At 46.1% G+C, this 21,241-nt stretch carries 18 protein-coding genes, 1 pseudogene and 1 riboswitch; of the genes and pseudogenes, 10 read left to right on the top strand and 9 right to left on the bottom strand.

Annotated features, from left to right (window positions below; all coding sequences use genetic code 11):
* The 3 genes from WG8_RS05645 (at nt 1) to WG8_RS05635 (ending at nt 3,439) form a co-directional block, all read left to right on the top strand.
* On the top strand, nt 1-426 hold the full coding sequence (locus tag WG8_RS05645; protein ID WP_007429154.1) for an ImmA/IrrE family metallo-endopeptidase: 426 nt from the start codon (nt 1-3) through the stop codon (nt 424-426).
* Nucleotides 427-662: 236 nt separating this feature from the next.
* Nucleotides 663-2,570 carry a 5'-nucleotidase C-terminal domain-containing protein gene (locus WG8_RS05640; RefSeq protein WP_007429153.1) on the top strand — a complete coding sequence of 636 codons (1,908 nt, stop codon included), beginning with the start codon at nt 663-665 and terminating at the stop codon, nt 2,568-2,570.
* Nucleotides 2,571-2,767: 197 nt separating this feature from the next.
* The gene (locus WG8_RS05635; RefSeq protein ID WP_007429152.1) at nt 2,768-3,439 is read left to right on the top strand and encodes a 3'-5' exonuclease; all 672 of its coding nucleotides are present in this window, start codon (nt 2,768-2,770) and stop codon (nt 3,437-3,439) included.
* A gap of 46 nt (nt 3,440-3,485) precedes the next feature.
* Here the strand turns inward: WG8_RS05635 and WG8_RS05630 are convergent, their stop codons facing one another.
* The 3 genes from WG8_RS05630 to WG8_RS27335 all read right to left on the bottom strand — a co-directional run bounded on the left by WG8_RS05630 (nt 3,486) and on the right by WG8_RS27335 (nt 5,683).
* Complete coding sequence (locus WG8_RS05630) at nt 3,486-4,463, bottom strand: helix-turn-helix transcriptional regulator (protein WP_007429151.1); 978 nt, start codon at nt 4,461-4,463, stop codon at nt 3,486-3,488.
* 72 nt (nt 4,464-4,535) lie between these two features.
* Nucleotides 4,536-5,303 carry a hypothetical protein gene (locus tag WG8_RS05625; RefSeq protein ID WP_007429150.1) on the bottom strand — a complete coding sequence of 256 codons (768 nt, stop codon included), beginning with the start codon at nt 5,301-5,303 and terminating at the stop codon, nt 4,536-4,538.
* A gap of 224 nt (nt 5,304-5,527) precedes the next feature.
* Nucleotides 5,528-5,683 carry a hypothetical protein gene (locus WG8_RS27335; RefSeq protein WP_198286440.1) on the bottom strand — a complete coding sequence of 52 codons (156 nt, stop codon included), beginning with the start codon at nt 5,681-5,683 and terminating at the stop codon, nt 5,528-5,530.
* Nucleotides 5,684-5,895: 212 nt separating this feature from the next.
* Here WG8_RS27335 and WG8_RS05620 point away from each other — a divergent pair, with 212 nt between their 5' ends.
* The 6 genes from WG8_RS05620 (at nt 5,896) to queF (ending at nt 10,323) form a co-directional block, all read left to right on the top strand.
* A complete protein-coding gene (locus tag WG8_RS05620; RefSeq protein ID WP_007429149.1) occupies nt 5,896-6,336 on the top strand; it encodes a hypothetical protein in 441 nt (146 codons plus the stop codon).
* Between the two features lie 32 nt (nt 6,337-6,368).
* A complete protein-coding gene (locus tag WG8_RS05615) occupies nt 6,369-7,073 on the top strand; it encodes an AIM24 family protein (RefSeq protein ID WP_007429148.1) in 705 nt (234 codons plus the stop codon).
* 87 nt (nt 7,074-7,160) lie between these two features.
* Nucleotides 7,161-7,204, top strand: a riboswitch (PreQ1 riboswitch).
* 134 nt (nt 7,205-7,338) lie between these two features.
* Nucleotides 7,339-8,028: a 7-cyano-7-deazaguanine synthase QueC gene (gene queC / locus WG8_RS05610; RefSeq protein WP_007429147.1), complete on the top strand. Its 690-nt coding sequence runs from the start codon at nt 7,339-7,341 to the stop codon at nt 8,026-8,028.
* A complete protein-coding gene (gene queD, locus WG8_RS05605) occupies nt 8,021-8,512 on the top strand; it encodes a 6-carboxytetrahydropterin synthase QueD (protein ID WP_007429146.1) in 492 nt (163 codons plus the stop codon). Before queC ends, queD begins: the two co-directional genes overlap by 8 nt.
* Nucleotides 8,505-9,386 carry a 7-carboxy-7-deazaguanine synthase QueE gene (queE, locus tag WG8_RS05600; RefSeq protein WP_007429145.1) on the top strand — a complete coding sequence of 294 codons (882 nt, stop codon included), beginning with the start codon at nt 8,505-8,507 and terminating at the stop codon, nt 9,384-9,386. Before queD ends, queE begins: the two co-directional genes overlap by 8 nt.
* A gap of 439 nt (nt 9,387-9,825) precedes the next feature.
* A complete protein-coding gene (queF, locus tag WG8_RS05595) occupies nt 9,826-10,323 on the top strand; it encodes a preQ(1) synthase (RefSeq protein WP_007429143.1) in 498 nt (165 codons plus the stop codon).
* Between the two features lie 87 nt (nt 10,324-10,410).
* On the opposite strand, the gene WG8_RS05590 is transcribed toward queF, so the two are convergent.
* The 6 genes from WG8_RS05590 to WG8_RS05565 form a co-directional block, all read right to left on the bottom strand.
* Complete coding sequence (locus WG8_RS05590; RefSeq protein ID WP_043890813.1) at nt 10,411-11,256, bottom strand: helix-turn-helix domain-containing protein; 846 nt, start codon at nt 11,254-11,256, stop codon at nt 10,411-10,413.
* 286 nt (nt 11,257-11,542) lie between these two features.
* Entirely contained in the window at nt 11,543-12,919 is a 1,377-nt protein-coding gene (locus WG8_RS05585) for a glycoside hydrolase family 32 protein (protein ID WP_007429141.1), read from the bottom strand.
* Nucleotides 12,912-15,170 carry a beta-glucosidase BglX gene (bglX, locus tag WG8_RS05580; protein ID WP_007429140.1) on the bottom strand — a complete coding sequence of 753 codons (2,259 nt, stop codon included), beginning with the start codon at nt 15,168-15,170 and terminating at the stop codon, nt 12,912-12,914. The genes WG8_RS05585 and bglX overlap by 8 nt, the downstream gene beginning before the upstream one ends.
* Before the next feature lie 18 nt (nt 15,171-15,188).
* Nucleotides 15,189-16,595: a sucrose-specific PTS transporter subunit IIBC gene (locus WG8_RS05575; protein ID WP_007429139.1), complete on the bottom strand. Its 1,407-nt coding sequence runs from the start codon at nt 16,593-16,595 to the stop codon at nt 15,189-15,191.
* A gap of 265 nt (nt 16,596-16,860) precedes the next feature.
* Entirely contained in the window at nt 16,861-18,630 is a 1,770-nt protein-coding gene (locus tag WG8_RS05570) for an acid phosphatase (RefSeq protein WP_007429138.1), read from the bottom strand.
* Between the two features lie 198 nt (nt 18,631-18,828).
* Nucleotides 18,829-20,835: a stalk domain-containing protein gene (locus WG8_RS05565; protein WP_007429137.1), complete on the bottom strand. Its 2,007-nt coding sequence runs from the start codon at nt 20,833-20,835 to the stop codon at nt 18,829-18,831.
* A 224-nt stretch (nt 20,836-21,059) separates the two neighbouring features.
* Between WG8_RS05565 and WG8_RS28045 the strand changes: the two are divergent.
* Nucleotides 21,060-21,241 (top strand): annotated as a pseudogene (locus WG8_RS28045) (MFS transporter); the annotation flags it as partial.

Raw genomic sequence — 21,241 nt, 5'->3', positions numbered from 1 at the left:
ATGAAAGAACTCATTCACAAACTCGTCCGAAAATACCGTACCAACTGCCCTTTTGATATTGCAAAAGCGCTCGGTATCCATATCCGTTATTGCGATCTGGGTTCCACAACCAAAGGGCTGTATTACCACAAGCTGCGCAGAAAATTTATCGTCATCCACGATGGCCTTACACCGGAATGGAGACGGTTTGTTTGTGCGCACGAATTGGGGCATGACCGACTGCATAAAGGCATCAGCCGCTTTTTTATAGAGGAGCATTCCTACTTTTCTCCAGGAAAATTTGAACAGCAGGCCAACCGTTTTGCCGTGCTTTTGCTGAGTGAGGGAAAACCCCCACTGGCTGACGAAACGCTGGAGCACTATTTGCCCCGGATTGGGCTGCCCAAAGAGACTGCTCTTTTTTTTGACCATAAGACAGAACGCTAGTTCCTATTTTGGTGGCTTAGATTTTTGCAAAATTCGATTCCCGATCCTCAAATCTAGTTACTGTTTATTGCTTCCTCCTCAATATAGGTGATTTGACGATGGCTTTAACAACCGATATATCAAAAAATCTTAGTACTTTGATATAAAATAGAAGTTATTTTTACAATCATCTGATAAAATGTGGACGTAAGCGGTTGCTCTAATTCATTCATTTTATGGGAGGTTGAAGGAACAACATGAATTCATGGAAAAAAATCTCGTCACTCTTGACGACCGCCGCGCTTCTGTTCGGATGTCTTGGTACAGCAGCAGCGGACCCGGCAGCCAATGCGGGAACAGCGAATGCGGCTACTACTCCAACCAGCGGCAAGCACATCACCATCCTACATACGAATGATACCCATGCCCACGTGGTCGCAAACGACAAGGAAATGGGCTTCGCCAAGCTGGCGGGCATCATCGACCAGTATCGCGCTTCCAATCCCAATACATTGCTGCTGGATGACGGGGATACCATTCATGGAACGACCTTCGCTACGTTGGTCAACGGTGAGAGTATCGTGAAAGTGATCAACAAGCTGCGCTATGATGCAATGGTTCCTGGCAATCATGAGTTTAATTATGGCTGGAAGCATCTGGTTGAGCTAAGCAAGGAGATTCAGTTCCCTGTGCTGAGCGCCAACATTAAGCAAACGGACGGAACGCGTTTGTTCAAACCGTATGTTATAAAGGAAGTAGATGGCGTTAAAATCGGCATTATCGGTCTGACTACGCCTGAAACAGCCTATAAGACCAATCCCAAAAATGTAGAGGGGATTCAATTCACCGATCCTGCGGCTGAAGCCAAAGCAGCTGTAGACGAAATTCGCAGCAAAGTGGATGTCGTCGTGGTTCTTGGTCATTTGGGACAGGATGCATCAAGCAAGGACACCAGCCTCAAGGTTGTTAAAGAAGTGCCCGGCATTGATATTTTCATCGATGGACACAGCCATACTGTACTCGAAAAAGGGCTGGTCGGTGACAACGGTACGTTGATCGCCAGCGCAGGTGAATACACCAAGTATCTGGGTGTTGTGGATCTATGGGTCGATGGCGGTAAGGTTACCCAAAAGCAAGCCAAGCTGATTGACTCGACTCAGGCTGCCGACGTTCAGCCCAACGCTGAAATTGCTGCATTGATCGCTTCCATTCAGAAGGATCAGGAACCTATTCTTAAACAGGTTGTAACACAAACAAGCGTGGATCTGGAAGGAGCACGCGAAAAGGTACGTGCGGGTGAAACCAATCTTGGCGACCTGCTCACCGATGCCATGCGCGACGTTTCGGGTGCAGACGTGGCTTTAACCAACGGCGGCGGCATCCGGGCTTCCATTAAGGCAGGAACAGTAACCAAGGGAGACATCATCACCGTGCTGCCTTTCGGAAACCAGATTGTTACCCTGAAGGTGAAAGGCACTGACATCCAGGCAGCACTTGAGAATGGCACAGCCTCCTACCCGGAGCCAAGCGGAGGTTTCCCGCAGGTATCAGGCATCTCGTTTAAAATAGACACATCAGCAGCCAAAGGAAGTCGCGTTCATTCCGTTTTGATCGGCGGCAAGGCGCTTGATCCTGAGGCGACGTACACATTGGCCACCAATGACTTTACTGCTGTAGGCGGTGACCAATATACGATGTTTGCTAAATATCCGCAGGCAGGTATGTTCGGATCGCTGGACGAGGCGTTAATCCGCTATATGCAAAAGATTGGCTCCGCCAGCCTGCAAGCACAAGCAGACGGCCGCATTCAAGAGGCCAAGGCAGACGGGAATGCCTCCGTCCCGGCCACACAGCCTGCGCCAACTGCAACACCAGCACCTGTGCAGGAAAAACCACAAGCCGTCTCTACTCCGGCTGCCAAACCAGTATCAGCGAAACCAGCACCAGTGAAATCGGTGCCCGCAAAAACTCCAGCAGCCAAGCCGCAGCAAGCATCAGCTTCTGCCCAAGCTGCAAATAGCCATGTGTATATTGTGAAATCCGGGGACACGTTATATGACATTTCCCGCAAACACGGTACCACCTGGCAACAGCTTCAAAAGCTGAACAAGTTGAAAAATCCTCACCGCATTTATCCGGGGCAAAAGTTGAACCTCCCGGCCTAATTCAATAGTTTGTCAGAGGATTTGAAGTATGCGATAGTCCAGGCTCATTTGGACATCGCATATTTTTTTTTAAAGCGAACCTTTTAACCGCTGACAAGTTGTGGACCGAGAGGTATGATGGAGAAGAGCCATTCGAGCAGAGAACATTCATCCCGGTATCTATCGGGACCAGCCAGGTGCGTGGAAGGAGTCCATATATGCAATACATTATTTATGATCTTGAATTTACTGTTAGCCGCAACGCCAGATATTCCTCTGAAATCATTGATATCGGTGCTGTCAAGGTCGTGCAGGGAGACGATGGTCTATACGTTGCAGATACGTTTCACAGTTTTGTAAGACCCTCAAATCGACCTGTACTGTCTACGGATACCGTTCAGTTCACGGGCATTACTCAACGAGATATTGATGCCGCCCCACTCTTTCCCGAAGCTGTGGAGCAATTTGTTGCCTGGCTCGGTACGGATTCACCCTATTATTTGTGTGCATGGGGACCGGATGACCGTCAAAAGCTGGTATCCCATTGTCGTACCCATCATGTAGATCTTGGATGGATTCATAATACGAATGATATACAGAAGCAAATCTCCCGTCTGTTTGGCTCCAGCGGCAAATATCGCCAGTTGAGTCTGTCTCAGGCGCTGGAATTGTGCCACATTGACTTTGACGGTCAGCAGCACCGCGCACTGGATGATGCCATAAACACCGCTCAGGTTTTTATGCACCTTTTTGATCGCATTACATTAGTAGATAACGTTGCTGACGATGAGGAAAGCCGAGGCTCAAAGCTCGTATACTCCTCACCGGAGGAAGAACAGGAGCATTACAGTCCATTTGGCAATCTCGCCAACCTGTTTAAGGACCATTAAGCGGATAGCTCCCCGGCCCGTTCCGGGGGATCTCCCCCTGTTATTCTTAATTTCCTGCCTTTTTATCGAAATAAAATGTTCCCCAGGTCCGCAGCATTTCCTGCATTCGCTTGCGGTACCGCAAAGGCTCCAGAATCTCGGCCTCTGCTCCATACGAGGTGAGCCAATCCAGAAATTCACGGTCATGATTGACCGTCACCTCAAACAACAAGCTGCCATCCGGCAAATCCTTGAGCAAAGGCTTGATGAACAATTCCTCTTCCTTGACCCGATACACAGATTCGGCAGAAAATCGCACCACAAAGCGAATGTTTTGATTTCCTTTGGTAACCGACCAGGTCCCTTTAAAAAACGTTTCCATTTCTGTCGTATTTTTTTGAAACGTATACGGCAAAATTCTCATATTCCGAAAGCGGCTGATCCGAAAGGTTCTCATGGCGGATTGCTTGTGACAAAAACCAAGCATATAAAACCGCCGATCCTGCGGCACCAAACAATAAGGATCTACCTGAACTAATGACACATCTTCATTTTGAGGCGAGCTGTATTCCGCTTCAATGGTCTGCTGCGTAAGACTTGCCAAAACAATCAGCCTGAGCAGATAGGGCTGGTTTTCCCGATCAAGTGTCGAGCCGAGCCGGACGATATTTTTCATTTCCTGCGCGAAGCTCGTCTGGTCTATCTTTTTTTTCTGACTAGAGGCCATCACCTTCTCATAAGCACTTTCAAAAGCCGGCGGCAAAAGAGGCTTCACCGTTTCCATAATATCTCCCAGCTTGGCAAAAGCATCTGCCTCTTCTTCCGTCCAATTCAGAGGATACAAAGCAAAATTGCTTATAAAAATGTACCCTTTGCCATGCCCCATATTCGTAATTGGAATATGCATAGCACTTAGCGCCTCCATATCTCGGTAGATGGTACGTTCTGATGTTTCACAACGTTCCGCAAGCTCTCTTGCCAATATCCCCGGATTGGCCTGAACAATAGTAATAATCCGCATTAAACGTATTAAACGATCAGTCAAGGAAGTCTCTCCTTTACAAAAAGATAGTAAATTAGACTCACTACGTTACACAAACAAACTAGCATAACTTACCTATTCCAAAGTATTAGTTTCGTTAAACGAAACATTTTCTGCCGATATAGATTGATCAAATAAGTCTTTAGAACTATAGGAAGCAAATGATACAAAAGTCTCATCCCATTTATTACGTATGGCTAGAAGTAATTCAGCTTCCTTCATGTAATCCATATCATCGGTTCTTGATGCACGTATTAGTAATTCGTCTGCTTGTCTGTTAAGAATAAACGCACCTCGCTCATGCTCACCTTTCTCGTACATACGTAATGCCTTTTTTACAGTCATAGACGTCTCATTCAGCTTTATGTATTTTTCCACCATCGGATGGGGTGGAACGCTCAGCAGACCCAGATGATGCGTGTAATTGATGTATATCTGGTCCGTCCGGATCAGCGTTCGCTTTTCCTGAGATGGCTTGCGCCAGCTCCACTCCATCAATCCAATGGTATGCCTTCCAGATGAGTGAGCTGGTATAGAGAACGTCAAAACAGCCTGTCTATATTTCCCCCGCCGCACATCTCCGCAGTGAATCAACATGCAATCTCCGTCTTCTGAGCGTTTGAAACCGAGTCTCACTCCTTCGACTTTTAGTAGACTTACCCCGTTTTCCGGAATGAACCGGAGTTGAAGGTCACATCCCACTGTTTTCGGTACTAGGTTCCCTTTTCTTTTACGGATAGCTCCATAGCCCCATTCTATCAGCAGATTTACTTGTTCGGCCCCACTCGCAGATATAGACTCTTTGTCCCATGTGTATGCTACATTAACCATTGTCTTTACCACTGGTAATTTCCCCCTAAAAGAACATGTAACTCTAAATTAACAGTGTTATCTGACACTATATTGTCAGGGAACGTACGTTTGCTTGTGAAAATTATACATGGTAATCTTTATGAAAGGGGACCTGCTTCGAAAAATAACAATTTAACCCATTAAAATTGCATAAAAACGCAAAAATAGCCCGACTTATGCCGGACTACATTATAGGCTGGTTCCATATTACAAACTTACGAAGTTGGAGTTTCTGTTAATGAAACGTTCGCTTTTGTGCAAATGTTGGATATAGGTGCAAAAGTAGTGCTATCCACTATGAGTTCTTTCGATAATGGTTTTCCATTGACCGTGATTTTTAAAATTTTATAATCTTGCTCTCTCTTGTTCATTTTCATTTCTCCTTCTATGTCTTTCTTCCTATATTTTCAGTTCAGATATTCGTTTTTAAGCGCAGATCAGTTATTGAAGGTTTCGGGTACACTTGGCGGGAAAAATGCTGGAATGCGGATGCTTCCTTGATATACCCGTTTTGAGGTACACTTAAACTTATATATCGACTTTTTTCGAGAACATTTGATGTATTCAGAAGGGGGAACATCTCTTGGCACGACAAACTTGTCGCATTGCTTTCTACCGCCGTGTTATCTACGCTGTCATAGCACTTCTGTTTATTTTTGGAGCAACTCGTGTGCCCGGGGCATATGCTGCCTATTGGGACGATGTATATCAAGGCTTTGAGCAATTTTCCCGGCTGCCCGGCGATGTATATCAGCTCAAGGAAGGCTACCGACAGACTCAGGAAGAACTGCAAAAGGCCCGCAGCAGTATAGAAGCCTATCAAGAGCAAAACGCCCAACTGCTGGAGCAAAATCGCAAGCTGACCGACACGGTTGCTGAGCTGAAAAATCTTCAAACCCAGCGCGATCAAGCATCACACCGAAACAAGGTGCTTTTGATCACGGCTGTAATCCTGCTGGCTGGTTATTTTATAGGTATCCGCCTGCTGCGTTACGGGATGCGTCGACGTTCGGGAAGATACTAGATGCTAACTGCCTGAAAGGAAGAAACGTCTGAATGGACATACAAGCAGGACAATACCATGATGAAAGTGTCGGCTCGGTTGTAACGCTCAATCTAGCGGAAGGGGAAAAGCTGCATGTTCTGCATCCGCAGCAAATTATTGCTTACCGTGGCCCCAGCTCAGGTCGCAGTGACAAGCTGATGAATATCAAAGGCATGTACCGCAAGCACAAGCTGATTCAGGCCGATTTTACAGGGGCTTGTCGTCTGATTGCCGCACTTCCGCCCGGCTTTAGCCTCAAAATGATTGAGCTTGAAGGAGGCGATGATCTGCTATACGATTTTCGCAACCTGTTCTGGTACAGCTCTGGAATCCATATGCGTACCAAGCTGCTGAGCATGAAGAACATGCTGTTCAGCCGCGATGTTATTAAGATGAAATTTGACGGTGTGGGTCAAATTGGTCTTTTGACTCAAGGTTTGGTATGCCAGGAGCAGCTTCACCCGACAGAGCCGATATATGTCGATGCGAGCAGCGTCATCGCCTATCCCGAAAACGCCAAGCTGGAGTTGACCGTGTACGGCAACCATCTGGCCAGCCAGCATATGAACTATCATTTTAAAATGACTGGACAGGGTACCGTGCTTTTTCACGCCGGGGAGCATCATCGACGTCTCCAGCAGGATATGAACGACGATGGCGTGATCAAACGATTTTTAAGGGAAGTTATTCCCTTTGGCGGAGTGTTTATCAAATAGCCCTGCCATGCTATAATGGCAATGCTGTCTGAATAGCAGCCGGTCTACGTGGCCGACATTATAATGAAGAAAATCCATGCATCATGCATGGGAGAGGTTCGCGAACTCCCTCTATAAAAAACTAACGATGCTTTGTCCTCCGTATGAAAAATGAACTCGCGGGGCAAGGCCTGTTTTTTGTTGAAGTCAGTTCAAGAACTCTCCTTCTTCCAAGTGACAAGACGCTGTGTCTTACACCATTCCAAGAAGATCGAGAGGTTTTTTTATGTTTGCAAACGAAAAAGCGGTCGTCGTATTCAGCGGCGGTCAAGACAGCACCACCTGTTTATTTTGGGCGAAAAAGCATTTTGCCGAAGTAGAAACCGTGACCTTCGACTACGGTCAACGTCACAAGCAGGAAATCGAAGTAGCCGCCGGAATTGCCCGCAAGCTGGGTGTTCCGCAAACGGTGCTCGATATGAGCCTGCTCAATCAACTAGCCCCTAATGCCCTCACACGCACCGACATTGACATTACGCAAGAGGAAGGCGAACTGCCTAGTACATTCGTAGACGGTCGCAACCTGCTGTTCCTGAGCTTCGCGGCAGTGCTCGCCAAGCAAAAAGGAGCGCGCCACATCATTACTGGCGTTTGCGAGACGGATTTCAGTGGTTATCCTGATTGCCGGGATTCTTTTATCAAATCGCTGAACGTCACACTCAACCTTTCGATGGACTATCCCTTTGTGATTCATACCCCGCTCATGTGGCTGAATAAGGCTGAAACCTGGAAAATGGCCGATGAGCTGGAAGCTTTTGAATTTGTAAGAACCCGTACACTAACATGCTATAACGGCGTCATTGGCGATGGCTGTGGCGAATGCCCCGCCTGCAAGCTTCGCCGCGCCGGGCTGGAGCAGTATCTTGCGGTTCGCGGACGCGGAGCTTCGTCCCAAGGAGCTGAAGGCCATGCGTGAGCCGGGTACCTTTCATATTGTCGACAAGCTCCAGCAGTTCGGGACAGACATTGAACACGCTCAGCTGCGCTATCACCGCAAACGCGTACTGGTCAGCAAACAATTTACGTTTGATGCAGCACATCATTTGCACTGCTATGAAGGCAAATGCAAAAATCTGCACGGACATACCTATATCGTCGTTTTTGGTATAAGCGGCATACCGGACGAGACGGGTCTAACGATGGATTTTGGAGACATTAAAACGATCTGGAAAGAACGAATCGAGCCTTATCTGGATCATCGTTACCTGAATGAGACGTTGCCCCCGATGAATACCACTGCGGAAAATATGGTCGTCTGGATCTTTGAGCAAATGGAGTCCGCCCTGTCCTCGGATGCATACCGCTCCCGCGTGGAAGGTGGACGTACCGAATTTGTGCGGCTGTTTGAGACACCTACCAGCTACGCCGAATTCAGACGGGAGTGGATGCTGGATGAATAATAATACCGTGACAGCTCACCAAACAACAACGCCCTCTCGTGTGGCCCAAACAGCTCCCATCCCCGTACTGGAGGTGTTTGGTCCCACCGTTCAGGGAGAAGGCATGGTCATTGGGCGCAAAACGATGTTTGTTCGTACCGCAGGCTGCGATTACCATTGCTCGTGGTGCGATTCCGCCTTTACCTGGGACGGCAGCGCCAAGGATCAAATCCGTCGTCTGAGCGCCGCTGACATTTGGCAGGAACTGAAGGCCATCGGCGGCGAACGCTTTTCGCATGTGACCCTTTCCGGAGGCAATCCCGCCCTGCTGCCACAGCTCGGGGAGCTGGTCACCCTGCTGCGCAGTCAAGGCATTGCCACCGCTGTCGAAACCCAAGGCTCCCGCTGGCAGGATTGGCTGTACGATATCGATGAGGTGACCTTATCCCCCAAGCCGCCCAGCTCCGGCATGACGACCAACTGGAATGTGCTGGATGATATCGTCGCCCGTCTGTCGAATCGGAAGAGGACTGATTGGAAGACGGTTGGAGAGTCCAGGTCTGCAACACACGTCTCAACCGCAGCATGCACAGAAGAAGCCGTTAATGAATCAGCGAGATTCTACCATGGAGCATGCAGCTTGAAGGTCGTCATATTCGATGATACAGATCTAGCATATGCACGCACCGTTCACGAGCGCTATCCGCATGTACCACTGTTCCTCCAGACCGGTAACCCAGATGTGAACACCGAGAACACGGAACAGATTGCCGAATCCCTATTGCATCGTTATGAATGGCTTATCGACCGTGTCATGGACGATTCCCGACTAAATGACGTAAGAGTACTCCCGCAGCTCCACACCCTTGTATGGGGCAACAAACGCGGCGTATAGCACTTAAATGTAATATATTCCATATGGGCCTATAGGTGATACACAGACACGCCAAATTTCATTGAGGTACACCTCCGACATCCAAATTACAAATCAAGAGAAACCCTCGTCCGTAAGGACGGGGCTTCTCAACAAGAACTCGCTCCTATATAAAGGGGCGAACACTATTCACTTCTACTCACTCACATATAAACGAGTAGGGACTTTAGGGTGGTGACGGCGGTCGGCAGCGGAGCGGAGGATTTGAAGCTGGAGAAGCGTTAGCGTTCGCCTTTGAAATGGGATTCTAACCTATATCTTTCAACTATCAGAAAGAATCCCATTTCAACAGCGATCGGAAGCTCAAATCCTTCGCGGAGCGTCACCTAACCGAACCGAACCTTCACCACCATAACTCCCATCTCGTTTACCCAACTAATCTTAAGGAGCCTAACCTAACATGACCGGAAGAAAACCTGAAGAAATGACCGACGTTACTTTGCTTGGCAATCAAGGCACACAATACACCTTTGCCTATGATCCCGCCATTCTCGAAAGCTTTGATAATAAACACCCGTACCGCGATTATTTTGTAAAATTCAATTGCCCGGAGTTTACCAGCCTGTGTCCGATTACAGGACAGCCTGATTTTGCAACCATCTACATCAGCTACATTCCCGATATTAAAATGGTAGAAAGTAAATCCCTCAAGCTGTACCTGTTCAGCTTCCGCAACCACGGTGATTTCCACGAGGATTGCGTCAACATCATCATGAATGACCTGATCAAGCTGATGGACCCGCGTTATATCGAAGTATGGGGCAAGTTCACGCCGCGCGGCGGCATCTCCATCGACCCCTATACGAACTACGGCAAACCGGGAACCAAGTATGAGCAAATGGCCGAGCATCGCATGATGAATCATGATATGTACCCGGAGACGGTGGATAACCGATAAGCTCATTGCTCTCCTGACATAGCATAAAAATACCAAGGGGCTGTCCTGTAAAAGTCTTACAATGACTCAGGGACAGCCCCTTGGTATTTACGAAGAGGAGGATGGCTCTATATCAAATTTTGATTTTTTGTATTCATAAGGCGTTTTACCCATAACTTCCTTAAAGGCTTTTCTAAAAGATTTCTCGTTTGGAAAGCCGGCCTCGTAAGAAATTTCTGTAAGTGACTTATTCGTTGTTTCCAATAAATCGATTGCCTTTTCCAAGCAGAGAATTTGCTTGTACTCCGTAAACGTCTGACCTGTATATTCATGAAACATTCTCGACAAATAGGCCTCCGAATAACCGCAGATTCGAGCCGTTTTGGCCAAGCTGATATTTTCAGTATAATGCTCTTTCATAAAATCCATGATTGTCTTGATCTTTCGCTGCTTTTCACTAAATACCTCCGGTGGTATGCCTGTTGCCTGACTAAAATGATTAACGAGCAAATATTTAAGCTCAATAATTCGGCTTTGCTCTAAAATATAGTCATATTTGCCTTTGGAGATATGCAGGTTATATATATCCATAAACAACTCTCTTAATTTAGAAAGTATAGTATGTTCAACTTGTTTCTCTTGCGTGTTTAATTGGATGATTACTTGTTCATTGGCAAAAAAAGTGTCTGGAAATTGCAATACAACGACTTGGTTTTCCGTAATGCTCTGTGTGGAATGCGGCACATTGCTATTAATAAACAGTGCATCCTTCTCCATCAAAATGGTTATTTTTCCTTCATGCCACACCTTGAGACTTCCACTTGTACAGTAGATTAATTCCATATTACTGTGAAAATGCATGGGGATGACTCTTTCTGTATCTGTCGATTGAAACATAAAGAGGTTAATCATTTTTCTTCTGTCTATTTCAATATGCTCATATATTTTTTTCATACGACACCTCATCAACCAGCTATGAGTAATCAACAGTACCTTATATTAAGCCACATACTCTAATACTCATACTATACCGATAGTAAAATGCCCAGACAAGCTGAAATCTATTCAGCAACCAAGACAAAAAAGGCCGTTCTTCTCGCAAACGGAGTAATGAACAGCCTTTCCTTGCCTACTTGCAGCACTTGCAGGTGAATGATTAGTTTTACTAATTTATATCAAATTCAAGCAGGAGCTTCTCCTTCTTGACCTTGGTCCTGGACTTTACACCTGCACTCCGCTCTTATGCTGTACATTCCTGAAGCTGATATATCTTAATTTTTCCTTCATTGTCTCCTGCTTCAAGCAGCACACTGCGTTGTTCCGTATCTTCCAGGAAATAACGTAGAGAAAACACTTCCTCGCCTTCGTTCACAAAGATCTCCAGGCTTGAGCTTTCAATGAATATTTGCATTCCTGCAAGTCTATTCGTTAATGTTGCTTTTCTGTACTCCCTCTGGTTCGTCAACCAGTTGGTTCTCCATACGGTCAGACTGTTTTCTTCCGAATTATAGTCAATTTGCACAGCGTTTCTTATTATCATTTTGAAGTTTTGTGTAAGCATCGAAAAATGAACAATGAATTCCACCTGCAAGGAAGGCAGCAGCCACCCACCACTTTGAATGTTCCCCTTATAATGCGCGCCATCCAGTCTTAACAATTGTAATTCCGGCAATGGTTTCTGGTACAACACACCGTTCATCAGCACTATTTCTCTAGGAAGAGTCAATGCATGAATCCAGCCTTTCTGAATGGTCGGAACAGCCTTTTCCATTTCTTCATTCATGGCGCTCATCCATCCGAACATAATCGTTCTATCATTTACCCTAAACGATTGTGGCGCGTAAAAATCAAATCCTCGATCAAGCTCTTTAAAATCGGATAGGTTTCCGCTGAATTTCCCTGTCTCCAATAATTTCCCAACCATATATCCCGATTGATTAGGATTTTTATAATATTCGCCTGCCTCCGGTAAACCCTGAGGAGAGAAAACAAAAATATCATTTTCCGTAAAATGAAGTAGATCAGGACATTCCCACATATATCCGAATTCATGCTCATGATCAAAAAATGAGCCCTGGCATTCCCAATCGGACAAATCTGTAGATTTGTAGACAAGCGTATCTCCAGTCAAATCTTCTCTTTGAGCGCCAACGATCAGCCACCAGTTCCCGTTCCGGTCTCTCCATACTTTCGGATCTCGGACATGCCTGGTATAACCTTCGGGATGTTCAAACAAAGGACCAATTTTTTGGAAATGCTCACCATCCTCCGAAATGGCTGCACATTGATAGCTTTCTTTTACTCCATCATCCCTGATTACATTTCCTGTATAAAACAGATACAGCTGTTCATTATGAACTATGGCCCCGCCGGAATAAATGCCATCCTTGTCATACCATTCCGAAGGCTCCAGCGCGACACTTTTCCTTTGCCAATGCACCAGATCACTGGAAACAACATGACCCCAGCATTTATGTTTATGTTCGGTTCCTTTTGGATTCCACTGATAGAACACATGGTATTGATGATTGAAAAAGGCAAGTCCATTAGGATCATTTAATAGCCCGTAAGGAGGGGTAATATGATATTTAAGATTATAACTGTCACTTTTATTCATGTTTATCCTCCGGTAAAAATATAAAACTAAAGCTCAGCAAAATTTCCTGTGAGCTAGAACCGATATAAACATCAAATTCGCCAGGCTCACTCTTGTACTCCATTCCACGTCCATGAAATTTAAGCATGTCTTCATCAATAGAAAATTCTACAATTTTAGTCTCGCCACTTTGTAAAAAAACCTTTTTGAAATCTTTTAATTCTTTAACAGGCCTTGCAACACTTGCAAATTTATCGCGAATATATAATTGGATCGTTTCTTTCCCATCATGGGTTCCAGTGTTGGACACAGATATACGGATATCCACTGACTCATTTGTTTTCATTTCTTTTGGGCTGAGGGTTAATAGACTGTATTCAAAGGAGGTATAGGATTTACCATAGCCAAACGGATACAACGGTTCATTCACTTCATCTATATATCGGGACGCAAATCGATAAGTGCCATTTTCCTTTAGATTCGGTCTTCCTGTATTCAACTCATTGTAGTACACCGGAATTTGACCGACGCTGCGTGGAAAGGTCATCGCTAATTTCCCCGACGGATTTACTTTCCCATACAATATATTGGCCAGCGCTTCTCCACCCATCGTTCCCGGGTACCAGGCCTGAACAATGGCGTCAACTTTTTCAGCAACATCGGTAAGGATCAAAGGTCTTCCACTATATACGATCAGAACGATCTTTTTGCCCAATAAGCTTAATTCATGGAGCAGTTTCAATTGCGGCTCCGGAAGCGTCGGGTTCGTCCGCGATCCTCCTTCTCCGCTCTGATATATACTTTCTCCCAAGGCGAGGACAATGACATCCGCTTCGTTAGCATTCCGGATCGCTTGTTGCAGCAGGACTTCCTCATCGATTGTTTCAGCAGCCAGCTTGTCCGCATATTTGCCAAGGTTTTTCCTCGCATGAACGGGCATCATGTATGCCCCTCTGCAAACTGTGAGATTGTCGGGATCAACATGCTTTAACAGCCCTGTTTTCAAATTAACGGTATCCGTCTCCTCCCCCTTAATGGCCCACATACCCAGGGTCGAGTTTTCTTCTGCATAAGGACCGATTAGGGCTACCTTGGTATGTTTCGACAATGGCAGCAATTCATGTTCATTTTTCAGCAGCACAACGGATTCTTCTGCCAAGGACAGCGCTGCTTTTTTATGATCATCTGACAAAATGCTGCTTGTTGGAAGCTTAACGATTTCCTGTAATCCGCGGAACGGGTCCTCAAACAGCCCCAAATCATTTTTCAGCTTTAAGACACGGTATACAGCTTCATTCAGAAGCTCCAGCATATGGACGTTACCAGATATTACATTCTCCAATTGATTAGCGTATATTGCGGTCTTCATATCCACATCCACACCCGCCAGCAGTGCCAGCCTTGCGGCGGAAGCCTCGTCTTTGGCATAACCATGCATGATTAACTCTTCTATAGCGGCGTAATCCGAGATCAACACACCGTCAAAATTCATTTCTTGTCTTAGCACATCTCGGTTAAGCCATTCGTTTCCAGTCGCCGGGATACCATTCAAGGTATTAAAAGCCGTCATGACGAGCTTGGCACCCGCTTCTATTGCAGCTTGATACCCGGGTAAATAATACTCCCGCAATGCATGCTCCGACATATCCACGGCATTGTATTCACGTCCGGCGACAGGCGCTCCATAAGCGGCAAAATGCTTAACGCAAGCGGCAATTTTATTGGCCGGCACGGCTGTACTCTCCACATTCCTTCCCTGGATTCCCAGAACCACGCTTTGCGCATATTTCCGCGCCAGCAATGTATCCTCTCCAGGCGATTCCATCACCCGCCCCCAGCGGGGATCTCTAACGATATCTACCATAGGGGAAAAGGTCACGTGAACACCTTCCTCGTAGCATTCCCGAGCAGCAACCGACGCCGCATGTTCTATCCCCTCATAGTTCCAACTGCAAGCTTGTGCAATTGGAATCGGGAAGATGGTTCGATACCCATAGATAATATCTGCCATGAACAGCAGTGGAATTTTATGAACCGATTTTTCCAAATAGTCCGTTTGCAGGCGAATAATTTTTTCCGGATTGGTAATGTTCAATATAGATCCGGTGTTATAAACATTGTAACTGGCGCTTAACCCTAATTTTTTGAGAGGGCCCGTCACAACCGTATCCATATCGCCTTCAAAAAAATCACCGGTCAGTTGGATGAGCTGGCCAATCTTCTCTTCTATTGAAAGACTATTCAATTTATCAAGCAGTGTTTTGTTGTCCATGATTCTCTCCACCAAATTTTATTTGTTCTCTATTTTTTCTTTAAACCCAAAGATCCATGTCAATGCAAATGCTACACCAAAACCGATTAAACAAACTAAAATATACAGAAAAATCTGATTATTCAGATACAATAACAATCCAGGGATGGCTGTAATCGACATGCCCGTTGCTTGAACATTAAAGATACGTGCGAAAAATCCGCCAACCGCTCCCCCAATCAAGCCCATCATAAATGGCTTGCCATATCGAATATTCACCCCAAAAATGGCCGGTTCTGTAATGCCCAACAATGCAGACAAGGCAGAAGGATAGGCAATAGATTTGGTTTTTAATCTTCTCGATTTGAGGCCGACGGCCAACGCCGCACCCGCTTGTGCACAAATCGACGCCGAGCTGATCGGGTTGACCATATTCCAGCCGCTATCCACCAGCATCTGTATTTCTATCAGGTTCAAAGCATGGTGCAGTCCGGTAACGACAATAATCTGATTAATGCCACCATAAATAAACCCGCCAATGCCAAACGGCAATTTCAAAATAGCTGTAACTGCCGCTAATATTAAAACCTCCACCTCATGGAAGATGGGACCGATCACGAACAAGCCCAGTACCAGTGTGAGCAACAATGTCAGAAACGGTGTGAGAATCAAGTCCAATGCCTCGGGAACGGATTTTCTAATTCTCTTCTCCAGCATCGCCCCGACGATCCCTATAATGAACGCCGGCAGAACCGAGCCCTGATAGCCTGCAATTTTAATGAATCCCAAAAATAAAAGGGGCTCCTTGACATGTTGAGCGACATCCCAGGATGTAGGCAAGGAAGGACTTACCAGCATTAATCCGAGCAATATCCCCAAGATAGGCGACCCGCCGAACACTCTGAACGCTGACCAGCACACCAGCACGGGTAAAAAGGCAAATGCGGTATCGGTCAGTATTTGCGTAAATAATATAAAATTCGCAGAAATCTGATCCGGTGTAAGCCCAAATAGCTGAAGCAATGCAGGCTGAGTTACCAAGCCCCTAACTCCCATGAATAATCCTGTAGCTACCAATGCAGGTATAATGGGAACGAATACATCCCCGAAAACCCGGATCATTCTTTTGAAAAAGTTGTCATCTTGCGTTGAAGCCTTCTCTTTCAGATCTGCCTTGGATGTAGCAGATACGTTTTGGCCGACCATCGCTTCATAAACTTTATTTACGGTACCGGTTCCAAAAATAATTTGATATTGTCCGGATGTAAAGAATACCCCCTTGGCCTTATCAATATTCTCAATAAATTCATCATCAATAATGTCCCTGTCTTTTACAATCAGTCTTAGCCGTGTGGCACAATGTGCCATAGAAATAATATTGTCTTCCCCGCCAAGCCCTTTAATTACATCTTGGGCTATTTTAACGTATTCTTTTTCAAGACTCATCAGTCTCTTCCTTTCCTCTGTTCCTCTTAGTTAGTCTAAACATTTAAAACTTTGACCAATATGCTTCTTAAGAATATCATGACTGCGCTTTCAAACAGCGCGATTATTTTACTACATTAAGGTCAAATTTTGACCTTTTTATACCCTTGGCTATAAACCAGCCCACATCATTAAACAGCAAAATGCACCTCCAGAATGGGCACCGGATAACCTCATGGTTGATCCGGTGTATTCCAAAGGTGCACTTCTTAATCGTCCTGTTTGGTTATTTTGTCACTTTTAACTGAACGCTGTCCGCTTTATAGATAACCTTTACTTTATATTTGCTCGGCAAACCTGACGTTTCAACGGAAGAAAATGCTCCATTCCGTTTACCATAAGTCAAGATCGTGGCACCGTTAGCCGGTACATATTTGTTTGAAAAATTCAGACGCAATTTTCCGCCAAGTACGGCTGTTCCCTTCGTTTTGAGCACGTCATTTTTACTGTCCAGATGAAGTTCAAGGGTTCCCTTGGCAGCTTGCTTGTAATTACCGCCAATAACGAGCTTGCCGGAAGTATTGGTGCGGAGAGTGCCTCCATTATTCGTAACATCCCCACTTCCGAAGGCCGTCTCCGAGTTTCCCTCCAGAATGCCTTGCTCAAGCTGTGTACCGCCGGAATACGTATTGTTGCCCATTAGCTTTAGCGTACCTGTTCCCTTTTTAGTCAGCTTGCCAACGCCGGAGATATTGTTGCGCCAGCGGTCCAATGCATTGAAACCGCCTTTGGAGGAGTCCATGGTCACGGTAACATGATTGGCAAAGGCTCCATAACCGTCCGCGGCGGAAAACAGGTTGAGTCGCCCCCATCCTTCGGCATCGTCAAGCACGGGATAACCGGATGGAAGACCTGTAGTGGCCAATACCCAACGGCGTTGTGTGCTGTCAAGGTAAGGCAGACGTGTTTCTAGCAGCACCTCGGCTCCCTTAGGTACCGTCATGGGTGTAGTCGTCGGATTAATCTGACTAAATCCGTAGGTCAATCGTTGGGTATATTCTTTTTTATTGGCAGCGTAATTGCTGAACCGATTCGGGGCTGTCCCCTTTTGCGTTAACAATGTACTATGAGCATCCTGGTAAGCTGCTTTCTTCAAGCTGCTATTGGCCGGATCAGACAGGATGGCAGCTGCCGTCGCCGTTGCCATGACGCGACCTCCCATCACATCAAATGGTGAATGCATACCAGCCACAATACGATTGTTGCCCAGCTCCGAAGCTCGCGTCAGCAGTTCCTGGTAACGCTCTGGTACAGCGTAGGCCATAGCAATGGCGCTGAGATACGCCGCGTTGGTATGACCACTAGGAAAACCGCCATCCTTGCTAGGGTCTGGATTTTGAGCTGGCAGCAGAGTCGGAACTACGACTGAATTATCACTCCAGCGAAACGGACGAGGGTAGCTAAAGTAAGCCTTGGCCGAGCTTGTCGAAGAGTAATCACCACGCAGGGTATTGACCAATTTCACGATATTGCCAAGACTGGAGCTTGTACTCCCTGCATTGGTTCCCTCATCTTCATATTTTTTAGTCAGGGCATCTGACGGAACGTCGTTGATTGTTGTAGTTGCCCCTGCATTCTTTCGATATACATCGGTAAGCGAACCCAGACCGTCAATCACACTGTAGCTCTGATTTCTGCGATCATCCAAATAAGCCGCATCGGCCTCACTGGAAGTGCGGCGAGCTGCTATATCAATCACTTTTTGAATATTGGCGTCCAGCACGCTGCTATTTAGCTTGGTGCCCGTATCCCAAGTCGCCCCGGGAGTCCAAAGCTTGGTAAATCCAGAGAGCAATCTGAGGGTCGGATTAGAGCTTTCTGTCTTATTGGCGGAGGTATTATTTTTATAGTGGTCTACAAAATATCCTCCGGACGGTTCGGATGGAGATACCGTTGTTGGTAGATTTGCCGCACTCGCATAGCTTCCTCCCAGAGAACCTAAAAGTAATGGTACAGATAATAAAGCAGCAGATAATGGCTTTCTTAGCAATTTCATTGTGTAATCATATCCTCTCTTATGCTCTTCATACTTGCTTTGTGTTCATCCACACAACAGGTGTACGGCATAAAAATCATATCTTGCATTTGTTAAATAATGAGCATGGTTTTGTTAAAATAAAAAAGGCATCTCATAAGCCGCTTATTCGGCTCTTGAGACACCCTCGTTCAAGCTATTATGGAAACGTCATTAACCTTACAGCCATACCTCTATAACTTTGCCATTTACGAAACCCACCGCTTTAAAATAAAGACTACGGTTGCCGTATACCCAGGCTTCGACTTGGGTTCCGTTTGAAGCAGTTCCCTTTTCTCTGACTGTTGGGTTTCCCCATGCGAACTGCACTTGCGTCGTATTCATGCCCAAGCTGACTTCATTATTTTTAATCTTATTCCAAATGGCTTGCGACCATTGATATTTCTTGTAGGGATCGTAAGTCAGGAATTGATCGGAATCGGACAGCATTTGCGGGATGCGTGAAGCTCCAACCATGGAAAACGTGTTATAAGTTACGCCATTGGCGCCCTGAAAAATAACTTCATACGATTTAACGCCATTCGGGTCCGTACTGACCTCGATATCTTTAACGGTTACTTTGCCAAAGCGCTCTCCTGCGTTATAGAAGTTATTGACCCAATAGGTTTTGCCAATGAGTTTGGACAGACTGCCCAGATCAATGGCTTTGATAATTTTTGCCGTTTCCGGCGTCTCGATCACAAGCTTGGTTGCCCCCACAGATAATTCCCCCTGCTGCCGATCACGATTCCATTTGAAGCCACCCAGCTTCAGATCGCTTAGCAATGTTCCCGGGAACACCACCTGTCCATTGACTGTTTGTATCTTGCCTTTCAGCGCAACAGGTTTGCCATTCACCAGCGCAGAAGAACTCCCTTTTTGGAGTACAATATTATTTTTCCCCAGCTTGATCGTAAATGTCTGATTGGCCACAGTAACCGATCCGCCCAGCGTCTTGAACACAGACTGCACAGGCAAATACACACTGCCGTTCAGCACAGCCGCCCCGGTCAATGTTTGATCAGACGCTACTTTCAGGGTAAAAGATGATGGTAATCCTTCGGTCCGCAAAGATACGACGGTGCTGCCAATGCCCCGTACTTTGAGCTTGCCTGAGCCGTCCTGCTGCAGCTCGGCAACCTGAGGCTTCTCTACTTCAATTTCACTGGCCTCGGGATGCCGTGTGAGTCGATACCCATTGGAATACGTCTCCTGCACATTCAATTGAATGCTGTCACCGATCGCAGCCTCTTTGGAGGTCGTCAACAGGGCCATCCCTATTAATGTAGGTAAACTTAAAGGAGTCGTAATACCGTCCTTATAGCCGACCCATGAACCATCCTTTAATTGTGCAAAAAGCTCGTCAGGTGAATCAACCAGCCGTGCAACATTAGACAATCCGCTAAGCTGTACCGCCGGATATTTTTTCAGCCGATCATAGCTCCACACCGTCCCGTCCTGATGTACGGTTATCAAGACATGTGTGCCTTTTTTCCATAATATCGAGGCAATATCACTTCCCACTTCACGCGGCGGTTCATTCGTCAGCATATCCAGCATCGTGACATGACCGTCTTCCTTTAGCACCGCAGCATACGCTGTACTCATTTTGATATCGAGCGCATGGTCTACATGTCCTATCTTGCGCGGCTTGGATCCTGTGTAACCTGTGGAATACCATACATCACCGGATCGAGTCAGAACGGTAAAGTAGGTACTTATCTTATCGCCGTCGATGGCATCTGATATTCCCTCGATCTTTGTTCTTCCCCAAGAGACCGTCCCATCGTTTTTAATAGCCAAGCCCTCTCCGGTAATCTCTTTAACTCCTGAGGACTGAGACGCTACTGTTGCATGATCGGAAATATTATCCCAATTAGCTACCCTTCCGTCCTGAGTCCATCCGTAATAGTCTACACGCTCATCCTTGCTGCCTGTAATTCCCTTCAAGTTCAATTTTTCAATAACAGGGCCATCTATACTTTTTCTCCATAAAGAACCGTCATCCAGTAGGTAGTTATCCCGGTCGACTACATCCATGATTTTAGCGGTTTTCCAAGAATTGTTTGTGATTACATCCGTCGCTGTTTCTGCCGCTACCGCTTTTGACCCGTTGTTTAATGTAGTGCCTGCTATCGCTCCACAGACCATCGCTGCGGCCAGTACAATTATCCCTGTTTTTCTCATGCTAGCTCCCCTTTTCTTTCCCTATTCCATTTATATCGGTTTCAAAATGATTAACATTTGGATTTCCATGAGACAAAATCCGAATTAAATCAAGCAATATCGAGTATACAGCCGTATGGGTTAGCAGCACCGAGCAAAGACAGGTTTTACTCCACTTTCAGCCATTTGCTGCAAACGGATCGCTTCCTATATCTTAAAACATACATACATAACCGGAGGTTGCCATGACTACTAAATCTGCAGCAAAAAAAGAAACGGGCCAATCGCTCCCGCTTCAGGAGCCGCAAGCGAAAGGCACCGTTTTTGCGATTCTGATTGCGATCAGCTTCGTCCATCTATTCAATGACTCGATTCAATCGGTCATTCCTGCGATCTTTCCGATCTTGAAGGAATCCATGAACCTGAA

Source organism: Paenibacillus sp. Aloe-11 (assembly GCF_000245715.1).
GTDB lineage: Bacteria > Bacillota > Bacilli > Paenibacillales > Paenibacillaceae > Paenibacillus > Paenibacillus kribbensis.
Note: the sequence above shows the minus strand (reverse complement) of the source record. Positions and strands in the feature narration are given on the sequence as shown.